The organism is Crenobacter sp. CS_VA4 (assembly GCF_055597485.1).
Genome location: NZ_JBVMAE010000005.1, coordinates 115812 through 137185 on the forward strand (window position 1 = coordinate 115812; position 21374 = coordinate 137185).

Genomic DNA, 21374 nt, shown 5'->3' on the forward strand with positions numbered 1-21374 from the left:
CAACGTTCCTCACGTTCAGGCAACCCAAAATGACCCCTACCTCAACCCAGGACCTTTTAAGCCACGCATGGTTCGGCCTGATCGGCCTCATGCTCCTGCTCTATGTCGTCACCGACGGCTTCGACCTTGGCGTCGGTATTCTCACGCTCTTTCGCTCACGCGAACACGACCGTGACCTGATGATCCAATCTATCGGCCATGTCTGGGATGCAAACGAAACCTGGCTGGTTGCGCTCGGCGGCGCGCTCTTCGGCGCCTTCCCGTCCGCCTACGCGATGATTCTTTCGGATCTGTACGTTCCCGTCATGGTGCTAATCGCCAGCTTCATCATGCGCGGGGCGGCCATTGAGTTTCGACACGCGGCCCACACGAGTAAGACGCTTTGGGACCGTGTGTTCGGCCTAGGCAGCCTGCTCGCCGCAATTTCCCAAGGAATCGTGCTCGGTAAGATCCTCACCGGCTTCACTCCCGGGGGCACCAGCCTCAGTTTCGTCACGGTGACCGCAATCGGCGTGGTATCCGGCTATTGCCTGCTCGGCGCTACCTGGCTCGTGAAGAAGACCACCGGACGTATCGAAAGCGCCGCGCGCCGTTATGCGGTGATCGCTGTCTGCACGACGGTGATCGCGGCCATCGTGGTCTCGCTCGGCACGCTGCGATTCAGCCCGGTCGGGATAACGCGGTGGCAGGATAACGGTATCTTCCACCTGCTGATCGCGCTTGCCGTGGTCGCGGCGTTGGCGTTCGCCTACGTGCTGTATTCGATTCATATGCGTGGCGAGCATGGCCCCTTCGTCGGCTCAACAATCCTGTTCATGGCGTCTTTTGCGGGCCTTGCTATCAGCTTGTTCCCATGGATCGTTCCGGGTCAGTTGACGGTGGCGGCCGCCGCGTCCGATAGCTCCACGCTGACGTTCATGCTCTTTGGGATCGGTATCGTGTTTCCCATCATGATTGGCTACAACCTGTATCAGTACCATCTGTTCCGGGGCAAGGTCGTCCCTATCAAGCACTAAGTTTTCACGTTGCCACGCGGAGTACATCATGATCGTCAGACCACAGCCGAACTGGATTCGCATGCTGTTCGTATGGAACGGTTCGGTGCTGCAATCCATCATTCCGCAGCTCATTTTCATGAGCGCCGTCAGCGGTCTGGCGGTCTTCACCCACGGGCGCATCTGGGGCGAGAAGATTCCACTGAACACCACCCCATTCACCTTATGCGGTGTCGCACTGACCATCTTCCTTGCGTTTCGCAATACCGCGAGCTACGAGCGCTTTTCGGAGGCCCGTCGGCTCTGGGGTGGTGTGCTTATCGCCTCGCGTACGCTGACATCCCAGATGCTCTCCTACATTCCGCCGGGTAAGGACGATCTGGATCGCAGCGAACTGGTTCACACGCTGATCGCGTTTGTCTACGCCATGAAGCATCAGCTTCGCAAGACGGACCCGACCCAGGATCTCGCGCGCTTTCTGGGTGCCGAACGCACGGAGGAAATGCGGCGCAAGTGCTATCAGCCGGTAGCGATCCTCAATCAGATCAGACACACCCTCGCCCGCCTGGAACGCCGCGCACTCGTGTCCGACACCCAGCTCTGGATGTTCGACGCCCAGATCAATGAAATGGAAATGATGGTCGGAGGATGCGAGCGGATTGCGTCCACGCCCATTCCGTTCGCATATAGCGTGTTGCTTCACCGCACCGTCTACGCGTACTGCATTCTGCTTCCGTTCGGGCTGGTCGATTCGACCGGGCTCTTCACGCCGCTCATCAGTGTGTTCGTCGCGTACACGTTCATTGCGCTGGAAGCGATTGCCAGCGAGGTATCCGAACCCTTCAGCAGCGCGCCGAATGCGCTCGCGCTCAACACGATGACTCGAAACATCGAGCGCTCGCTATTGGAGCTTTGTGAACTCGAATTGCCCGTGGAGACGACGCCGGAGCACCTCTATCAATTCACTTGACCCCCAGACCACGTCTTCGTCCGACAGTCTAGACGTGTGCTGCAGATAGAGCAGCCCGGCGATCATGCGCGGCGCATCCTGATGCAGGTGACTTTTTGCCTCTCACACCATCCTTACCAGTATTACGGGCCATGCGAAGAATGCTTTTGTCTTCTTCACTCATCGCAGGAGAAGGCGCGCAGGCTTGCAGAATTTTCTCCGCTTGCGTCCTCTGCTCCCTCCGACGTCGAATTGTTCGTTGAATCGCCCTCACTTTCCTAGGCCCTCGTGAGCCTCACACTAGGCCCTAACAGGAGGTGTCATGAGCAGGCAGCATTTTCCCGAAGAATTCAGATTGAAGCCGTTAAACAGGTCACCGAGCGTGGTTATCCCGTTGCCGAGGTGGCCGCTCGTCTGGGTATCTCAACCCACAGCCTGTATCAATGGCTGAAGCGCTATGACCCTGCACGGACTGAGCAGCCTGCCGTAGCAGACCAACAAGCCGAAATCCACCGTCTCAAAGCCGAGCTGAAACGGGTTACTGAGGAGCGCGATATCCTACAAAAGGCCGCCGCATACTTTGCCAAGGAGTCCGGGTAAGGTATGCCTTTATCCGGGCCCACGAACAGCAGTTCTCCATACGACGCCTGTGCCACATGATGGCGGTGCATCCCAGTGGCTACTACGCCTGGCGAACTGCTCCACTGTCATCCCGAGCATGAGAAGACCAACGGTTGCTTGGACACATCAAGCAGTCCTGGTTTGAAAGCGATGGAGTCTATGGCTATCGCAAAGTGCGTGACGACTTGAAGGCGCTAGGCGAATGCTGTGGCAAACATCGTGTTGCCCGGCTGATGAAGCAAGAAGGCCTGCGTTCGCAGACGGGCTACCACCGACGACTTGGCCATTCCCGGGGGCGCCGGCGGTCATCGTCCCCAACCATTTGCAGCGCCAATTCAAGGTAGACGAGCCGAATAAAGCCTGGGTGACTGACATCACCCATATCCGCACCCACGAGGGGAGGGCTCTATCTGGCAGTGGTGCTCGACCTATTCTCACGGCAGGTGATTGGCTGGTCGATGCAGTTCCGTATTGACCGGGAATTGGTGCTGAATGCCTTGCTGATGGCGGTATGGCGCCGCCGCCCCAAGCAGGAAGTGATGGTGCATTCGGACCAGGGAAGCCAGTTCAGTAGCTATGACTGGCAAAACTTTCTGACAGCACACCGGCTGGTGCCGAGCATGAGCCGACGCGGGAGCTGCCACGACAACGCAGTAGCAGAAAGCTTCTTTCAGTTACTGAAGCGGGAGCGTATCAAGCGAAAAACGTATCTCGATCGGGAAGAAGCCCGCCAGGACATCTTTGACTACATCGAGATGTTCTACAACCCGAAACGCCGGCATGGTGCCGCTAGCGGGCTATCGTCGGTAGAGTTTGAAAAGCAGTATTTCCAAAGGCTACAGAGTGTCTAGTGAACCTGGGGCGATTCAATCATAAGTCGGAAATGTCTACTGTTGTCGGGTCAGTCCAATGAGGCTCATGAGGTATCTAGGGAAGTGGGAGTGATTCAGTCCAATCAATCAAGACTTTTTGGCTGTATTGGGAGGCAGAGCTTGTCTTAAGCAAAACATACTGTGCTGTGTAGGATATTCAAGAACTGTACTCTCTTTTTATGCGACCAGTTGCTACAATGACCATGCATGCATATGAACTCCTTAAGGTAATTGTTGTTCCACACCTTTTTGAAAGGATAGCCTATTAGCTGATTTTTTCCAGGAGTCCGTACCCCCCTCTCGGTTCCTGTATGTCATTTCTCTTTATTGGTGAATACCCATAATTATCACCTCCGGCGGCTTTGTGCCGTCTTTTTTTTAAGAGAAAAATTTTTCGGCCTAGTGTCGAAATTATATGTCTTGCCATATGTTATGTGTATGTCGCTAAATGTAAGACATGGTTAATTTTAGAATGGGGACATCCGAATCATATATGGGTGTATGGGTTCGTGAGAGTGATGGTGAAAATGAGATGTCAACTGTAAGTTGAGATGATTTAATGGCTTGATTTCTTTGTTTGATAAAATATTAATGAGTTTATGAATTATTGATTTGGAACGGGATTAAACAGCTAGATGGTATAGCAATCTGCACCCCAGTCGCTATTGGAAAAATGCCTAACAGAATATATTAATACTTTGATTTTTATTGACAGACATGTTTTGGGCCCAAATGAATATGCTTTATCAAAACCAAGAAGAGTTGATAGACGATTTTAATCCATTTTTTGTTTCGATTCTATTTCAGCTTTGGACGGCCGCGAAAACCAGCCCTGAACATCCTTGGTCCCTTCCTAAGTTGTGTAAGCAATCGGAAGTCAGAATGAGTACTCTCAGACGGTATCTAACTACATTAGAGAGTTCGGGGTTTGTTTTGGTTAATATTAGAGAGGATGGAACTGGCTATGCTCTTTTAACTGAGCACGGTTGTGAGGTGTGTGAGAAATTATTTGATTCGTCTTCAGATTGAACTGGTAGATTGATGCGAGTCAGTTTTGTTTTAATAATCAGAATCAAGTGTCTTTGATTTTGTAATTCCGCTGAAAGGGCTGACCGTTGGTATCGTAATTTTAATGGTTGGCATAAATTATGCCTTTTGACTATTTTAATTGGTTTAGTGATTGGTTTGGTTTTCTAAGGCTCTTTAAGCCTAAGGTCCCTCTTGGTAAGAAGAGTACAAAAAAGGGGGGCGCTAGTTCAAGATGCTTATTGTCTGCCTAGCCGAATCAGAGCTAACTGTGCTCTTAGAGATTTTGGCTCATTGTAATCGTCTTTGCCATGAGACCCGACTATAGTTCATAACGATGAGAACTGGTTTACAGTTAAGTGAATAATGGGGTTGCATTGGATGTGAGATATGAAGGGAAAAAGTTGAACTTGCCAAATGTGCTAGCTGCTATCAGAAATAACAAGGAGAGGTCAATGTGGCTCTTAGATCCCGAATCAAGAGATGTGCTTCCTCCAGTAACCCTTGACGCAATGCAACGCCCACTCAAAGACCTGCGGCTTTCAGTAATAGATAAGTGTAACTTTCGGTGTCCGTACTGTATGCCAAAGGACGTTTTTACGAAGGATTATCAGTTTCTCCAATCCTCTCAACAAATGTCATTTGCAGAAATGGTCAAGTTGGCTAAGGGGTTTGTCCAGCTTGGGGTAGAAAAAATCCGCATAACTGGCGGTGAGCCGTTATTGAGAAAGAACATCGAGAAATTAATTGAGTCGCTGGCCAAACTGACAACACCGGGCGGCAAAGAGGTTTCCATTTCACTGACTACAAATGGGACCTTGCTGGCATCGAAAGCACGTGCATTGAAAGATGCAGGATTACAGCGAGTAACGGTCAGTCTCGATGGTCTTGATAACGAAGTATTTATGAGGATGAATGATGTAGGCGTGTCAGTTAATACGGCCCTGGACGCAATAGAGGCGGCACAGAAAGTTGGGTTATCTCCGGTCAAAGTCAATACGGTAGTGCAAAAAGGTGTTAATGATAGCCAGATCTTACCTATTGTGAATCATTTTCGAAATACCGGGGTAATTGTTCGATTTATCGAGTACATGGATGTTGGTGGGGCTACTCATTGGAGCGGGGCAGGCGTGCTGAGTTCTGCAGCTATTCGCCAAACTATTGAACAGGTACATGATCTGATACCTGCTCCAGGTGATAGGGGGAGTGAGACAGCACAACGCTTTCTTTACGCTGATGGAGCGGGTGAGGTTGGCTTTATATCAAGTGTCTCAGAACCATTTTGTGGTGCTTGCTCACGTGCTCGTATATCAGTTGATGGAAAAATGTACTTATGCCTGTTTGCTACTGATTCAGTGAACCTTAGGCCGTACCTGGGTGAGGAGTCATCATTAGAAGAACTTGAGGCGGTAATTCGCTCTGCCTGGGAAAGGAGAAGTGATAGATACTCTGAACTTCGCGATGAGCGATATGCGAATAACAGAAAAAAAACCTACCCAACCGTGAGAATGTCTTTGGTTGGTGGGTAGTATTGTTAATCTATCTGATCTTGCATGGGCGTTGTTGCATTACTTTGGCGCGGGCCAAGCGGCCCCAACCCCAGGCAGAATTCAGGCGAGTGCAATCGTCACCGGCAGCCCCAGCCGGTTGAACCGATTCAAAATAGCGCAGCGAACATGCACCTCGGCGACCTGACGCTCTGGCTGGCGAGCCGCCAGTCGTTCACCCAGTCATTTGAAGCGCCACATGGTCGTCTCGACCAAGCTACGCCGATGGTAGCCACTCCACTTTTTCCAGAGCCGCCAGCCCAGATGCCTAGCCGCAGCCAGCGCGGCATGACGGGCACTAGCGAAATCGGTGCGATCCTTCCACGGCTTCCCGTTCCGCCTCGGCGGCACAATGACCTCAGCGCCACGCGAGCGAACCGCCCGATAGATGCCTCGGGTCTCGTAAGCCCCGTCGCCACTGACACTCCCCAGAGGCTCGGCTCGGCCCAGTTGCGACAGCCGCTCTTCCATCTGGGCGGCATCACCCTGACGGTGGTCGGTCATCTCCACCGCCCGGACATCCAGCGCCGCGGCATCAATGGCCAAATGGACCTTACGCCAGGTACGACGGTACTCGGCACCATGCTTTCTGACCTTCCATTCGCCCTCGCCACCGATTTTGACCCCGGTGCTGTCGACCCGCAGGTGTAAAGGCTCGGTCCGATAATGAATGGGGATTCTGACGGTCAGCGTGGCCTGCCGGCGGCTGACGGTGCTGAAGCAGGACACCGGCCAGTCCAGCTGCAATAGCGGCAACAAGCTCCTGACCAATCCCCGTACCTGCCGGAGGCCAAGCTTGAACAAGACCTTCAGAGTCAGCACCGTCTGAATGGCCGCATCTGCATAGACTTTCGGGCGCCTGTTGGCGCCGGTACGTCCATTGCCCAACCAGGGAAGGTCAGGTGACATCCACACCGTCAGGTTGCCCCAGTTCTGCAGGCTGCGGTTGTACTCGGGCCAGTTGGTGGTGCGGTAGCGGAGCTTGTGCGGGTTCATCTGACGGGTCTATCCGACACTGCGCGCGGTAGCTCGACAGGACTTATGCAACAAGGCCCTTTGTTGGCAAGAGTTATTTGTTTCTTAGTGTGCTGATGTTCGGAGGGGCATGGTAATCGGTTCTACTTGGGTCGGGTACTGCAATATTTTCCACGGCCATAGTTATAGTTTTTAGTTTGTGTATGGTTGCATTTGTGTGAAATGGCGTCTCAGTTTTTGCTGTTTCGTTTAGCTTAGCATGCAACAATGTGAGGTTTGAACTGTGCTCTTCTGATGGTGGATGAATTGTGCCTTCTTTCGAGCCATATTGTGGTGAAGAATATGCAATATCTATCGATAGCTTGCTATCAGTTACTGGATAATCTTGTAGGGCATTGGAGTATCTAATTATGTATCATAAATCTCAGCAAGATGGGTTTGGCTTTGTGAGCCAACAGATCATTCGCCACAGAGGAGAAGTGCAGGATCTGGATTTGGACTATGTTGCGGAAGAGTGTCCTATTGCGTTGGTTTTTAATGGTATTTCGCATGCTGTAATGATGGCTACCCCAAAAGATTTAGTGGAGTTTGCGATTGGTTTTTCCCTGACAGAGGGTATTATTCAGTGCGTCTCAGAAATTTTTGATATTGAAGTTATTGCGCGGAAAGGTAGTACGGAGGTGCAGATTACTATTGCGCAGAGAGCTTTTTTGGATTTGAAGTCTAAAAGGAGGGCATTGGCTGGAAGGACTGGTTGTGGCGTGTGTGGTATAGAAAGTATCGAGCTATTGGATTTATTCCCTGAGAAGATACAGGCCCCGTTGGTGCCAGTCATTCCTTCGCCAGAGGTTATTGAACGTGTGACTAGTGAGCTGCCCTTGTCTCAATCGCTTATGCACGTGACTGGTGGAGTGCATGCAGCAGCTTGGTGTACGCCAGAAGGAGAAATAGTTAAAGTTTTTGAAGATGTTGGTAGGCATAATGGCCTTGATAAGCTAATTGGATACCTTGCGATTCAAAAAGTAGAGATGCGAAGTGGTTTTGTATTCTTGTCGAGTAGGGCTAGCTATGAGCTGGTCAGAAAGGTTGCACGAATGAACGTTCCGATGCTTGCAACTATTTCGGCGCCCACTTCACTGGCAATAGACATTGCCAAAAGAGCAGGTGTGATACTGGTTAGTTTTTGTCGTAAAAATGGCTTTGTTGAGTACTCGATCACATAGTGGATTAGCTTCCTTTTAATTTGATAAAGTTTTCAATATTAAATTACGAGATCGGAAGCAGGTCGATGGGCAGGATTGCGCCGAAGACTAACGCTGAACCCCATCTAGAAAATCAAAGCAGATCAATAAGTTTTATTGGCTGCTTTCAGCGAGAGATGAGAGGTTTGCCCGTCGTCAGGTGAAACGTACTCGACAAAACCGTCGCCGCGGCAGAAGCCCAGCAATCGTATCCCTGCCTGATGCGCTATATCTATTGCGAGAGAGGTAGGGGCTGAGATCGTCGCCACCATGGGGATATGCATTCGTGCTGCTTTGCGTACAAGCTCATAACTTGCACGGCTAGAAAGGAATACGAAACCCGAGCGTGTATCAGTCTTCCGACGTGCGAGTTGTCCGATCAGCTTGTCAAGAGCGTTATGTCGGCCAACGTCCTCAAACACGTCGATAACTTCTCCGTCGCGGCTGCACCACGCCGCGGCGTGGATGCCCCCGGTTGCGCTCATAAGCACCTGATATGAAGGCAGTTCACGTGCTGCGCGCTCTATAGCGTTGGCACATATGTTGGCAGCAACGCCTGCATGGTCAATACGGGTAGGCTTCAGATCCAGTAGCTCAATACTCTCGATTCCACAAACGCCGCAGCCAGTGCGCCCGGCGAGTGTACGCCGCTTGTCTTTTAGCTCCATGAATGCGTGTTGAGAGACAGTAAGCTGCACTTCGGCGCTTGTGGATGAGTAGAAAACTTCGATATCGAATACGTCTGAAGCGCGTTCGACTATGCCCTCGCTGAGAGCGAAGCCCAATGCGAATACTTCGAGGTCGATTGGTGTCGCCATCATCACTGCATGTGAAATTCCATTGAAAACAAGTGCAACGGGGAGTTCCTCGACAATGCGATCAGAGGTCCGTTCGTCGTTGCCGTGCTGATGACGCATTACAGCACAGGTGATGCTGCCGGAATGATCAGAGGAGGAGTGGGATTGAGACATGAAGTTTCCTCTCGATGAACTCATGTAATTTGAAAGTATGGATGACTTCAGTTTTCTTGCAGTGTTGATTCTTCGCAGTGACAGATGGGAGTTAAGTCATCCGCAAGGTGTGACAACCAGAAGAGACATGCTCATGATTCCATCGAGCAAGATCCGCGTGAGTGGTGACCAGCTTATTAAGGACGAATCTGGTGACGAGAGCTCAGCAGCCGCAGTTAGGTCCTCTTGTTTAGCTTGTTCAATATAGTGTCGACTAGCGCCAGCCAAGTGTCAAAGTTGTCAAATTTTGCTTCAGGTCGACTAATCCTTAGGCGATGATCCTTGGGGCTTTAGAACGATGCGAGTTGGTAGGCGTTGTTGCATAACTTTGGTTCAGGCCAAGTAGCCCCACCCCCGACAAATTTCAGACGTAAGCGACCGTCACCGGCATGCCCAGCCGGTTGAACGTATTCAGAATCGCGCAACAAACATGCACCTCCGCGACCTGACGCTCCGGTTGGCGGGATGCCAGTCGTTTACCCAGCAACTGGAAGCGCAGCATGGTTATCTCGACCAGACTGCGCCAGTGGTAACCACTCCGCTTCTTCCATAGCCGCCAGCCCAGATGTCTGGCTGCAGCCAGGGTGGCATTGCGAGTTTGTGCGAAATCAGCGCAGTCTTTCCATGGCTTGCCGTTGCGCCGAGGTGGCACAACGACCTCACCGCCCCGCGAATGCACGGCCCGATAGACGCTTTGGGTATCGTAAGCCCCATCACCACTGACACTCCCCAGTGGCTCAACCTGGCCCAATTGCGACAGCAGTTCTTCCCCCTGGATCGCATCCCCCCTGCCGATTGTCGGTCATCTCCACCGCTCGGATATCTAGCGTCTCAGCATCTATGGCCAAATGGACTTTACGCCAGGTACGACGGTACTCGGTGCCATGTTTCTTGACCTTCCATTAGCACGGCCTGAATGGGCGCATCGGTATAGAGCTTCGGGCGGCCATTGGCACCAGTATGCCCCTTGTCCATCCAAGGGATGTCTGGCGACATCCAGACCGTCAGGTTGGTTCGGTTCTGCAGGCTACGGATGTACTCGGGCCAGTTGGTGGTGCGGTGGCGGGGCTTGTGAGGATTCATGGGCAAGTCTACCCGGCATGTTGTGCGACAGCCCGGCAGGACTTATGCAACAACGCCGAGTTGGTAGGACAGTCTAGCGTGCGTTGCCATATTTAAGAGAATCTTTTTTCCTGGGCGTGAGTGTTGGGGTAAGTGTTACAAGTGCCCATTGATTAGGGGGAATGATCTCCTTAAGTCGTACACGAGTTGTGTAGACAATTAGCTGAAAATCCCTTCGAATTTGGGGCAAGTAGGCATGAAGATAGCCCGGAAATGGGGGGAGTTGACGAATGCAGATTTGCGTACCAGAACTCTAGAAGGCCTATCGGCATGGCTATCTTGAGGGTTATGTACTTTACTAAGCTTGTTGGCGTATCAACACGCTTTCAAGTACAGATTGGTTAGAAAGGTCAGAGTACAGTGCGAATTCTGAAAAATTGGATAGCAAACAACATCTCTCTTGCGCTAATTTCACGAAAGTGTAGATAACTATCTACATGTGGTCCCACACCTTTAAGCACAGCTTTTCTGCGTTTAATTGTTTCGCTTTACTTGGTTGGAATGTAATCATCGACCATTTGATGACATTCGTGTTTTGCAAATTTGTTCACCACGAAGAGAAATGATTATGGAAATCTTTGATGCATTTCACCTTGCCAGGTTGCAGTTTGCGTTCACGGTTTCTTTTCATATTGTTTTTCCTGCGATCAGCATAGGCATGGCCAGTTTTCTGGCCGTGTTGGAATGGCGCTGGTTGTTGACCGGTGACAGTGCCTACAAGGACATGTACCAATTTTGGTCGAAGATCTTCGCTATCGGCTTCGGCATGGGGGTGGTTTCTGGTGTGGTGATGGCCTACGAGTTCGGCACCAACTGGAGTGGATTTTCCCGAATTGCCGGGAACATCACGGGGCCGCTCTTAACCTATGAAGTGCTGACGGCGTTCTTTCTTGAGGCCGGATTTCTCGGCGTCATGCTGTTCGGTTGGCATCGCGTAAGCCCCCGCGCACACTTCTTGGCGACCCTGATGGTCGCGGTGGGCACGCTGATTTCCACGTTTTGGATCCTCGCATCGAATAGCTTCATGCAGACGCCGCAGGGATTCGCCATCGAGAATGGTCTTATCGTACCGGTCGACTGGCTGAAAGTGGTTTTCAACCCGTCGTTTCCGTATCGCCTCGCGCATATGACGATCGCCGCATTCATTCTGGCAGGCTTCATGATCGCCGCGTGCGGAGCCTGGCATCTGCTGCGTGGCCGGCGTGACGAACCGGTCAAGCGTAGCTTCTCGATGGCGCTGTGGCTAATGCTGTTGCTGACGCCGATACAGATTTTCATTGGCGATGCGCACGGTCTGAACACGCGTGAATACCAGCCGGCAAAGATTGCGGCGATTGAGGGCCTGTGGGAAACCGAAAAAGGCGGTACGGCGCTTAACCTAGTCGGTCTGCCCGACATGGATGCTGAAGTGACGCGTTACGCGTTGCAGGTACCGCATCTGGGTAGCTTGATTCTAACGCACAGCTGGGAAGGTGAGATTCGCGGCCTGAAGGAGTTCCCCGCGAAGGACCGTCCCTACTCGCCGATCGTGTTCTGGACGTTTCGTATCATGGCTGGTCTCGGCATGCTGATGCTGTTGACCGCGCTGCTGGGTCTGCTGCTCAGAAAGGGAGGCCGCCTTTACGAGACCCGCTGGTATCAGCGTCTCGTACTGTGTATGGGCCCATCGGGGCTGGTGGCGCTGCTGGCTGGGTGGATCACGACCGAGGTTGGCCGACAGCCATGGACGGTGTATGGCGTGTTACGAACCGTAGACTCCGTATCGCCGATCAGCTCCCAGCAAGTCGGCGTTTCCTTGTTGATCTTCGTCGTAGTGTATTTCTTGGTGTTCGGGGTGGGTGTCTACTACATGATGAAGCTGATGAGGCGGGGGCCGGTGGCGCACGATGATAGCGGCGAGTCGCTCGAGCACCCAGGGTTGCACAATCGCGCGTTGGACGCGCTGGATAGAGAGTGATGCCATGCAAATCGATCTTCCTGTCGTGTGGGCCGTGATTATCGGACTCGGCGTATTCATCTACGTGGTACTGGATGGTTTCGATCTCGGCATCGGCTTGCTGTTCCTGTTTTTAGAGGATAAAAGCGATCGACAAGTGATGCTCAATACCGTCGCGCCGTTCTGGGACGGTAATGAAACGTTTCTTGTGCTCGGGGGGGCTGGGCTTTACGGAGCGTTCCCCGTGGTCTACTCGACGCTTTTGCCAGCGAATTATCTGCCGTTGATCCTGATGGTTATTGGGCTGATTTTTCGCGGTGCGGCTTTCGAGTTGCGTGCGAAGGCTAAGCGAACCCAACATCTCTGGGATCTCGCCTTTATCGGTGGTTCCGCGCTCGCTTCGTTCTGCCAGGGAGTCGTTCTTGGGTCGCTACTGCAAGGCATTAAGATTGTCGACGGTCATTTCGTAGGCGGTGCATTCGACTGGCTATCTCCGTTTAGCGTTTTCTGTGGGCTTGGCGTGCTCGTAACCTATGCTACGCTCGGATGTGGTTGGCTCATTATGAAAACGGACGGTGAATTGCAGCGCAATATGTACCTGCTGATGAAGCCAATGGCAATCGTTCTGCTAGGGGTCATTGCTATTGTCAGCCTCTGGACGGTGATCGGTTTGCCAGCCGTTGCGCAGCGCTGGTTCGGAAGCGGCAATCTCGGGTGGTTCCTGCCTGTGCCGATTCTGGTGCTTGCCTGTGTATGGGGCATTTTCCGGACGGTTCGGCTGCAGCACCATGCGACCCCTTTTCTCCTGACGCTTGCATTGTGCTTTCTGGGATATAGTGGCTTGATTATCAGCATCTGGCCGAATATCGTTCCTCCGTCTTTGACGATTTGGGAGGCATCGTCGAGTCATTCAAGCCAGCTCTTTGCGCTTGTTGGGACAGTTATCATTCTGCCGATTATTTTTGTATATAACGTGATGCAATATCGTGTGTTTCGAGGTAAGGTACGGGAAGGTGATGCAGGTTATCATCATTAGTAATTATTTTTGTGGAACTAGCTTGCATGCAGGCGAAATGCTGAAAGCTCTACGTATGCCAATTATGAGATTGTCATGATTGTAAGGCCGCGGCAAAACTGGTTCTGGATGCTTTTTGTGTGGAATGGTTCGGTTTTACAATCAATTATTCCTCAGTTGACATTTATTACAGCTGTCAGTATCTTGGCTGTGCTGACTCATGGTCGAATTTTTGGTGAGAAGATTCCGCTCAGTACGGCTCCTTTTACGTTATTTGGCTTGGCTCTTGCGATCTTTCTTGCGTTCCGAAATAATGCTAGCTATGCCCGATTTACAGAAGCGAGACAACTATGGGGTAGCTTGCTTATTTCTTCGCGTGCGCTGACTTCGCAGTTCTTGTGTTATATCCCTGCGAATGTTGATAAGTCAGAACGAATCTACTTGACCAATACCCTTATTGCATTTTCCTACGCATTAAAGCATCAATTGCGCAAGACTGACCCAACTCAGGATCTTATTCGTTTTCTAGGGGCAGAGCGGGCGGAAATATTACGTCACAAGTGCTACAAGCCAATAGCTATTCTCAATGATATCCGCAGTAGTCTTGTGGACTTACAAGCTTGCGGGCAGATTTCGGATACCACTCGCTGGATGTTTGATGCTCAGATCAACGAATTGGGTAAGACAGTCGGAGGGTGCGAACGGATCGTCTCTACGCCAATCCCTTTTGCTTATAGCGTGTTACTTCATCGAACGGCTTATGCTTATTGCGTATTGCTCCCGTTTGGTCTTGTTGATTCGACAGAATTTTTCACGCCACTTTTGTGTGTTTTCATCGCCTATACGCTGATTGCGCTGGAGGCGATTGCAAACGAAGTCGCCGAGCCCTTTGGTCTCGCCCCCAACGCACTAGCGCTCGATGCCATGGCTCGTACCATTGAGCGCTCAATCCTTGAGCTGTGTGATCGAGAAATTCCGGAGGAAACTGTACCAGAGCGTCCCTATCAATTGACGTAGATGGTGTGCGCTGGAATCTGCTATGGTGCCGTCGGCAGTCCCGCTATTCGCTCTGAATCGCCCTCACTTTCCTAGACACCTCGTGAGCCTCACACTGAGGCCCAACAGGAGGTGCCATGAGCAAGCGTTTCCCCGAAGAATTCAAGACGGAAGCCGTCAAGCAGGTCACCGAGCGCGGTCATCCGGTAACTGAAGTTGCCACTCGGCTGGGCGTTTTGACCCACAGCTTGTATCAATGGCTAAAGCGTTACGGTGGAGAGCCCGCCAAGGTCCATTCGCTCCAGGTTGACCCACAGGCCGAGATACGGCGCCTGAAGGCCGAACTCAAGCGTGTCACGGAAGAGCGCGACATCCTAAAAAAGGCCGCCGCATACTTTGCCAAGGAGTCCGGGTAAGGTATGCCTTCATCAAGGCTCACGAACATCAACACCCCATCCGGCGCCTGTGCCGCGTGATGACCGTTCATCCGAGCGGCTACTACGCATGGCGAAAGGCGCCGCTCTCAAACCGGGTCCGTGAGGACCAACGGCTACTGGGGCACATCAAGCAATCCTGGCTGGAAAGCGGCGGGGTCTATGGCTACCGCAAGATTCACGCTGACCTAATGGCGTTAGGGGCGCTGTGTGGCAAACACCGTGTGGCTCGGCTGATGCAACAGGAAGGACTTCGCTCACAAACGGGCTACCGACGCCGCCCCGGCCATAGTCGTGGTCGACCCGCTGTGGTGGCGCCTAATCGGCTGCAGCGCCAGTTTGTGGTGAATGAGCCGAACCGGGCCTGGGTGACGGACATCACTTATATCCGGACGCATGAAGGCTGGCTGTACCTAGCAGTGGTACTCGATCTGTTCTCGCGTCAAGTGATTGGCTGGTCAATGCAATCGCGTATTGATCGGGAACTGGTGCTGAACGCGCTGTTGATGGCGGTATAGCGACGACAGCCGAAACGGGAGGTCTTGGTGCATTCGGACCAAGGTAGTCAATTTAGTAGCTACGACTGGCAGGACTTCCTGAAAGCACACCGGTTGGTGCCCAGCATGAGCCGACGGGGCAACTGCCATGACAATGCGGTGGCGGAGAGCTTCTTTCAGCTGCTGAAACGGGAGCGTATCAAGCGCAAAACCTATATTGACCGGGAAGCGGCTCGACGGGACATCTTCGATTACATCGAGCTGTTTATAACCCGAGACGCCGGCATGGCTCCGCCAATGGGCTATCGCCGGTCGAGTTTGAAAAGCAATATTACCAACCGCTCGCGGGTGTCTGGAAAGCCCGGGGCGATTCAGGTAGGGAATTGGTGCAGGCGTGTTCAACAGGTACTGCGAGGGAGCTCCCCCCCTCGCAGCCCGAGTGCTCATACTTCGGCCAAATTAGCTACAAAGCTCTAGCTACCTTTAGAGCGCTCCACACGAACAGGAACAGACTTGTAAGAAGGTGTGCCACTCTCCTTGTCAATATAATCGAGTGGTATCAGAACGTTCGCTTCCGGATAGTACGCCCCCACCGAACCTTGTGCGATATTGTAGGCAATCGCAGTGATCTTCTCTAGGCGAAGTTGTCTTCCCGATACGATCGTCTCGACCGTCTCGATGTCGACCAGATCTCCATGTTCGAGTCCACGTGCGGCAAGATCTGCTTCGTTCATGAATAGAATGTCACGTCGTCCAAATACGCCCCGATAACGATCATCCAGTGCATAGATAGTGGTGTTGTATTGATCGTGGCTGCGAAGCGTTATGAGGCGCAGAACATTTTCACCACCGAGGACGTCTGCATCTTCTTTTACTCCTCCGTACACTGAGAACATCGCTTTTCCTGTGGCCGTTGGCCACTTGCGTTCTGTCGGCGGAAGCGGGAGGCGGAATCCCCCTGGCGTTCTGATGCGTTCATTGAAGGCTTCGAATCCTGGGATGGTCTTATCGATCAGGTCGCGGATCTTGTCATAGTCAGAAATCAAGTCTAACCATGCCACCTTACTGTTCGGCAATGTCGCATTCGCGATACCGGCGACGATTGCCGGCTCGGAACGCAACTGCTCTGATGCTGGCGTCATTTTTCCTGCCGATGCGTGGACCATCGACATCGAGTCCTCGACTGTTATGGATTGCGGTCCGCTCGCTTGCATATCAAGCTCCGTGCGCCCCAGACAAGGGAACACGTACGTTTCTTTCGCCACCAGCAGGTGCGTACGATTGAGCTTGGTGCCGATGTGGACGCTCAGATCGAGCTTCGCCATCGCGGGGAAGGACTGCTCGGGATCCGGTAGCGCCACCGCGAAGTTCCCGCCCAGGCAAAACAAGGCTTTGGCCGAGCCGTCGATCATCGCCTGCATGGCCTGGACAGAATCGTGGCCGTGATTCTGGGGTGGCTTGAACCCGAATACATCCTCAATCTGCTTGAGGAAGCTGTCCGACGGTTTTTCGGTGATGCCGACCGTCCTATTCCCCTGCACATTGGAATGGCCGCGCAATGGACAGATGCCAGCGCCGGGCTTGCCAAAGTTGCCGCGCAATAACAACAAATCAGCAATCAGGCGGACATTTGCTGTACCTTTGTTATGCTGGGTGATGCCCATGCCATAAGAGATAATGGTCGCATTCGATTTTGCATAGGCAATTGCGACTTGCTCCAGATCTGCTTGACTGAGCCCGCTTGCTTTTTCAATATCCTCCCACGTCGTTGATTCCACACCCGCAGCAAATGCGTCGAAACCTTCAGTATGCGTTTTGATAAACTGATGATCTAGAACGTTACCACCCTGTTCGGCATCCATAGCCAAGAGCGCCTTCATTATGCCTATGAGGGCGGCCGCGTCTCCTCCACCGTCGACCTGATAATAAGTTGAGGCGATTTTGGTCGAGCCGTAAGTGGCCATCTCAAGCCAGTTTTGCGGGTCCGCAAATCGTTCGAGTGCGCGCTCGCGAAGCGGATTGAACACAAAGATCTGGACGCCACGTCGTGCTGCTTCATGGAGCGTTCCCATCATCCGAGGGTGATTTGTCCCGGGGTTGTGGCCGATTGCGATGATGAGTTCACAGCTGTCGAAGTCATCCAGTGACACCGTGCCCTTGCCAATACCGATCGACTGCGGCAAGCCGACACTGGTCGGCTCGTGGCACATGTTCGAACAATCCGGGAAATTGTTCGTGCCGTATTCCCGTGCGAACAACTGGTAGAGGTAGGCGGCCTCGTTCGACGCCCTGCCGGACGTATAGAACTCGGCTTGGTCGGGTGACAGTCCGCGAAGGATCTGCCCAATCCGAGCGAATGCCGCGTCCCACTCCACCGCTCGGAACGTGTCAGTGGCACGGTCGTAGACAAGCGGATGGGTAAGCCGGCCCATATCCTCCAGTTCATAATCAGACAGCTTGAGCAGTGACGATACGGTGTTGTTCGCGAAAAACTCTGGAGTCACCCGTTTGTTTGTCGCTTCCCAGGTGACCGCCTTAGCACCGTTTTCGCAGAACTGGAATGTCGACCTGTGTTCCTTGTCTGGCCAAGCGCACCCAGGGCAATCGAAGCCGTCAGGCTGGTTGGTCCGAAGCAGCGTGATAGGGGCCTTGAAGCTGTCCATTTGTTCATGGACCGCTTGAGCTGTCGCTCGAAGCGCTCCCCAGCCCCCTGCAGGTGCGTCATACGGCCTGATACCGGGCACTTCGCGTCGAGTAGCCATGTTGATCTCCATGAACCGCCCCAGGAGCCCTGGGTGCTGGCTTGCTTGGGTTACGCCGCATGGCGGCTTAAATTTACGGACAACTTCGACTATTCAGAGCTTTCTTCAGGATCTTGCGCACTCCGTTGCCTCAAGACTCGGATCCACTAGAGCGCTCGGAATCCTTCTCCTCAGACGGCATGCCCAACGTGGCTTTGCCGTCCTTCACCTCCTCAGGAGGGTCCGACACTTTGTTGAACTTTACTTCGCCGCTTTCCTTATCGTAGTCAATCTCAACACTATCGCCCGGTTTCAGGGCATCGCTGAGAATCTCTTTCGCGAGCCGCGTTTCGACTTCTTGGCGTATCTGGCGTTTCAATTCGCGCGCGCCGAACTCGGGTTGATAGCCGGCCTCGACTAGGTGCTCGGCGAGCGAATCGCCGATTGTGAGGGTGATGTCCTGTGCCGCCGCGGTGCGTATCACGCGATCGAGCTGGATCTGCACGATTGCGCGAATGTTCTCCTTCGAGAGCGCGTTGAACACGATGATCTCGTCGATCCGGTTTAGAAACTCGGGACGGAAGTGCCCTTTGAGCACCTGCATCAGTTCCTCGCGGATCGCCTTGTCGGTCTTGCGCTCAGCCTCGGGCTGCGTGAGGTTGTCCATGATGATGGCGGCGCCGAGGTTACTGGTCGCGATCAGAATCGTGTTGCTGAAGTCGACCACGCGTCCTTTCCCGTCGGTGAGCCGCCCGTCGTCAAACACCTGCAGCAGCACGTTGTACACGTCCGGGTGAGCCTTCTCGATTTCGTCGAGCAGGATCACGCTATAGGGGCGGCGCCTCACACGTTCGGTCAACTGACCGCCCTCCTCATAACCGACGTAGCCGGGTGGTGCGCCGATCAAGCGCGCGACTGCGTGCCGCTCCATGTATTCGGACATGTCGATGCGGATAATCGCCTGCTCATCGCCGAAAACGGTTTCGGCGAGGGCCTTCGCGAGTTCGGTCTTGCCGACCCCGGTGGGCCCGAGGAACAGGAATGTTGCGATCGGCCTATGCTCCTCGCCGAGCCCCGCTCGCGAGAGCCGCACGGCATCGCTCACCGCGACCACGGCATCGTTCTGGCCGACCACGCGCTCGCGCAGCTGCTCCTCCATCTTGAGTAGCTTCTGGCGTTCCTCCTGCGTGAGTTCTGCGACCGGAATGCCGGTGAGGCGCGATACGACTTCCGCCACCGACGCCACTGTCACTTCGAGCGTTTCCGATCCGGTCTTGCGTTGCCAAGCCTCAGTCAGCTCATCTAGGTGCTTTTGCTTCTCACTGATGCGTTCCTCGAAGTTTTTCGCTTCATCGAAACGCTTACGCGACGATGCATAGTCCTGCTCACGCTTAAGCTGCGCGATTTCCGCCTCCAACTCCTGGATATCGGCAGGCCGCAATGTCGAACTAATCCGAACCCGCGCCGCTGCCTGGTCGATAAGATCGATGGCCTTGTCGGGCAGAAAGCGCGATGTGATGTAACGATCTGCGAATTCAGCGGCCGCAACGAACGCTTCGTCGGTAAAGGTCACTTGATGGTGCGCCTCGAGCTTGTCGCGTAGACCGCGCAAAATAACAATGGTCTGTTCGACCGTCGGCTCGGGCACGAGCACTGGCTGGAAGCGTCGCTCGAGTGCAGCGTCTTTTTCGATGTATTTCTGATACTCGTTGAGCGTTGTAGCGCCGATCAGACTCAGCTCGCCGCGAGCGAGTGCGGGCTTAAGTACGTTTGCGATGTCGAGGCCACCCTCACCGCCGCCCTGTCCCGCGCCAACGATCGTATGCAGCTCGTCAATGAACAGGATCAGTTCGTCTTGCTTCGCTGTGACCTCGTCGATCAGCTGCTTTGCTCGCTCCTCGAATTCGCCGCGATATTTCGCACCCGCGATCATCGAATTGATGTTCACTTCAACGAGTCGCTTGCCGCGCAACACTTCCGGCACGTCGCCGTTGACGATGCGTTGTGCGAGTCCCTCGACGATCGCCGTCTTGCCGACGCCGGGTTCACCGATCAGCACAGGGTTGTTCTTCTTGCGTCGGGCGAGCACCTCGATCGTGCTCTCGATTTCCTGCGCGCGACCGAGAACTGGGTCGAGCTTGCCCTGGCGCGCCATCGCGGTGAGATCTCTGCCGAACTTGTCGAGGTTGGGGGTGCCGGTCGAGGCCTCGACGCGACCGTCCTCCGCGCCCTTGCCGACCACCTTTACGACCTTCTGGCGTAGTGCCTCGGGTGTCGCGCCGTACTTCTTCAGGAGCGTGCCTGCGATGCTTTCCGGCACCGCCGCGAGGCCGATCAGCAGATGCTCAGGCCCAACATACGAGTGACCGAGATCGTGTGACGCTTGGAATGCAAACTGAAAGGCCTTCTTCAGGCGTGGTGAGATGGTCATCTTATCGATCTGCGCGCTCGGGTCGGCGGTGCCGATTTGCGCGTGCGCGTCGATATAGCCCTTGATGTCCTGCGGCGAGAGTTTCAGCTCCTTCAGGAGCGCCGCGCACACGTCGGTGTCGGCGAGCACATACAACAGATGCTCGGTATCCAGTTCGCTGCGCCGCAACTCGTGTGCTTTTTCCGCCGCACGCTGCAGCAATTCGAGCGTCTGCTCGCTGAATGCGTCGGTCGCATCGACGGATTCGCGCGGCACCTCGGCGGAGAAACCCGTCTCTTCGTCGCCGAAGCCGCTCAAGAAGCGCGACAGGCCGCTTCCACCGCTCAGCAGGGAGTCGAATGGATTGAGCATGTTTTGATGCCGCATTAATTGGCGGTAGTGGTAGTCGCAGATTGAGATCGACTTGCGCTGGCCGCCTTGCATCACTGTTACGCGTGCGACAGCGGGACGGGCATTGCAAATATCGCAGAGGGTGGACATGGCGGAGTAACTCCATCAGTTAAGGCGCTCGCATTTCCAAGAGTTAGGAGTTGGAACGCTCGTGGCTTGATAATGCTAATGCACTTATTGATCGTCTGTTTTTATGACATTGCCACTGAAACAGATGCTTCGCTCGTTTACATCAAGAATGTAAGTGTTTCTCGCAGATAGAGCCGCACGACCTTGTCCGTATGGCTAACATAGCCGATCGATAGGTCATCTCCAAGGTGCAACTCGAAGTCTCCGCCACGCATCGACAGTACGCTACCCCCATCAATTGCCGGGGCCCAAATTATCTCGCCGTTGATGATTTTTTTAATATGTTCGATGACCGGATAACCGTAGTCGCGCGCTTCGCCGAGCGCGGTGTACGCGTCAGCGCCAAGCAGCACGGAATAGGGGCCGTCGACGCCTGCGAATCGCAACATCTCAAGCGCGTTGCTTATTGCATCTGGATAGTTGCCGATGTCGGCAGGTAACGCGATT

The 21374-nt window shown here is 53.5% G+C and carries 11 protein-coding genes and 4 pseudogenes; 9 read left to right on the forward strand and 6 right to left on the reverse strand.

Annotated elements, in window-relative coordinates:
- The first annotated feature begins 29 nt into the window (after nt 1-29).
- The 4 genes and pseudogenes from ACZ2IA_RS06540 to moaA all read left to right on the forward strand — a co-directional run bounded on the left by ACZ2IA_RS06540 (nt 30) and on the right by moaA (nt 5992).
- Complete coding sequence (locus ACZ2IA_RS06540) at nt 30-1016, forward strand: cytochrome d ubiquinol oxidase subunit II (protein ID WP_470291776.1); 987 nt, start codon at nt 30-32, stop codon at nt 1014-1016.
- 28 nt (nt 1017-1044) lie between these two features.
- Nucleotides 1045-1965 carry a bestrophin family protein gene (locus ACZ2IA_RS06545; protein ID WP_470291777.1) on the forward strand — a complete coding sequence of 307 codons (921 nt, stop codon included), beginning with the start codon at nt 1045-1047 and terminating at the stop codon, nt 1963-1965.
- A 301-nt stretch (nt 1966-2266) separates the two neighbouring features.
- A pseudogene (locus ACZ2IA_RS06550) lies at nt 2267-3416 on the forward strand (IS3 family transposase).
- Between the two features lie 1502 nt (nt 3417-4918).
- Complete coding sequence (moaA, locus tag ACZ2IA_RS06555; protein WP_470291778.1) at nt 4919-5992, forward strand: GTP 3',8-cyclase MoaA; 1074 nt, start codon at nt 4919-4921, stop codon at nt 5990-5992.
- Between the two features lie 81 nt (nt 5993-6073).
- On the opposite strand, the pseudogene ACZ2IA_RS06560 reads toward moaA, so the two are convergent.
- A pseudogene (locus ACZ2IA_RS06560) lies at nt 6074-7006 on the reverse strand (IS5 family transposase).
- Nucleotides 7007-7395: 389 nt separating this feature from the next.
- On the opposite strand from ACZ2IA_RS06560, the gene fdhD (ACZ2IA_RS06565) reads away from it, so the two are divergent.
- A complete protein-coding gene (gene fdhD / locus ACZ2IA_RS06565; protein ID WP_470291779.1) occupies nt 7396-8208 on the forward strand; it encodes a formate dehydrogenase accessory sulfurtransferase FdhD in 813 nt (270 codons plus the stop codon).
- A gap of 122 nt (nt 8209-8330) precedes the next feature.
- Here the strand turns inward: fdhD (ACZ2IA_RS06565) and fdhD (ACZ2IA_RS06570) are convergent, their stop codons facing one another.
- On the reverse strand, nt 8331-9197 hold the full coding sequence (gene fdhD, locus ACZ2IA_RS06570) for a formate dehydrogenase accessory sulfurtransferase FdhD (RefSeq protein WP_470291780.1): 867 nt from the start codon (nt 9195-9197) through the stop codon (nt 8331-8333).
- 403 nt (nt 9198-9600) lie between these two features.
- Nucleotides 9601-10319 (reverse strand): annotated as a pseudogene (locus ACZ2IA_RS06575) (IS5 family transposase).
- Between the two features lie 607 nt (nt 10320-10926).
- Here ACZ2IA_RS06575 and ACZ2IA_RS06580 point away from each other — a divergent pair.
- The 4 genes and pseudogenes from ACZ2IA_RS06580 to ACZ2IA_RS06595 all read left to right on the forward strand — a co-directional run.
- Nucleotides 10927-12315: a cytochrome ubiquinol oxidase subunit I gene (locus ACZ2IA_RS06580; protein WP_470291781.1), complete on the forward strand. Its 1389-nt coding sequence runs from the start codon at nt 10927-10929 to the stop codon at nt 12313-12315.
- 4 nt (nt 12316-12319) lie between these two features.
- Nucleotides 12320-13330 (forward strand): cytochrome d ubiquinol oxidase subunit II, encoded by a 1011-nt coding sequence (cydB, locus tag ACZ2IA_RS06585; protein WP_470291782.1) that lies wholly within the window; start codon nt 12320-12322, stop codon nt 13328-13330.
- A gap of 75 nt (nt 13331-13405) precedes the next feature.
- On the forward strand, nt 13406-14326 hold the full coding sequence (locus ACZ2IA_RS06590; protein WP_470291783.1) for a bestrophin family protein: 921 nt from the start codon (nt 13406-13408) through the stop codon (nt 14324-14326).
- 116 nt (nt 14327-14442) lie between these two features.
- Nucleotides 14443-15589, forward strand: a pseudogene (locus ACZ2IA_RS06595) (IS3 family transposase); the annotation flags it as partial.
- Nucleotides 15590-15709: 120 nt separating this feature from the next.
- Here the strand turns inward: ACZ2IA_RS06595 and ACZ2IA_RS06600 are convergent.
- From ACZ2IA_RS06600 to ACZ2IA_RS06610, 3 genes are all read right to left on the reverse strand, one after another.
- Nucleotides 15710-18010 carry an FdhF/YdeP family oxidoreductase gene (locus ACZ2IA_RS06600; RefSeq protein ID WP_470291784.1) on the reverse strand — a complete coding sequence of 767 codons (2301 nt, stop codon included), beginning with the start codon at nt 18008-18010 and terminating at the stop codon, nt 15710-15712.
- 118 nt (nt 18011-18128) lie between these two features.
- Nucleotides 18129-20888 (reverse strand): ATP-dependent Clp protease ATP-binding subunit, encoded by a 2760-nt coding sequence (locus ACZ2IA_RS06605; RefSeq protein ID WP_470291785.1) that lies wholly within the window; start codon nt 20886-20888, stop codon nt 18129-18131.
- Nucleotides 20889-21025: 137 nt separating this feature from the next.
- Entirely contained in the window at nt 21026-21373 is a 348-nt protein-coding gene (locus ACZ2IA_RS06610) for a family 1 encapsulin nanocompartment shell protein (protein ID WP_470291877.1), read from the reverse strand.
- Nucleotide 21374 lies beyond the last annotated feature (1 nt).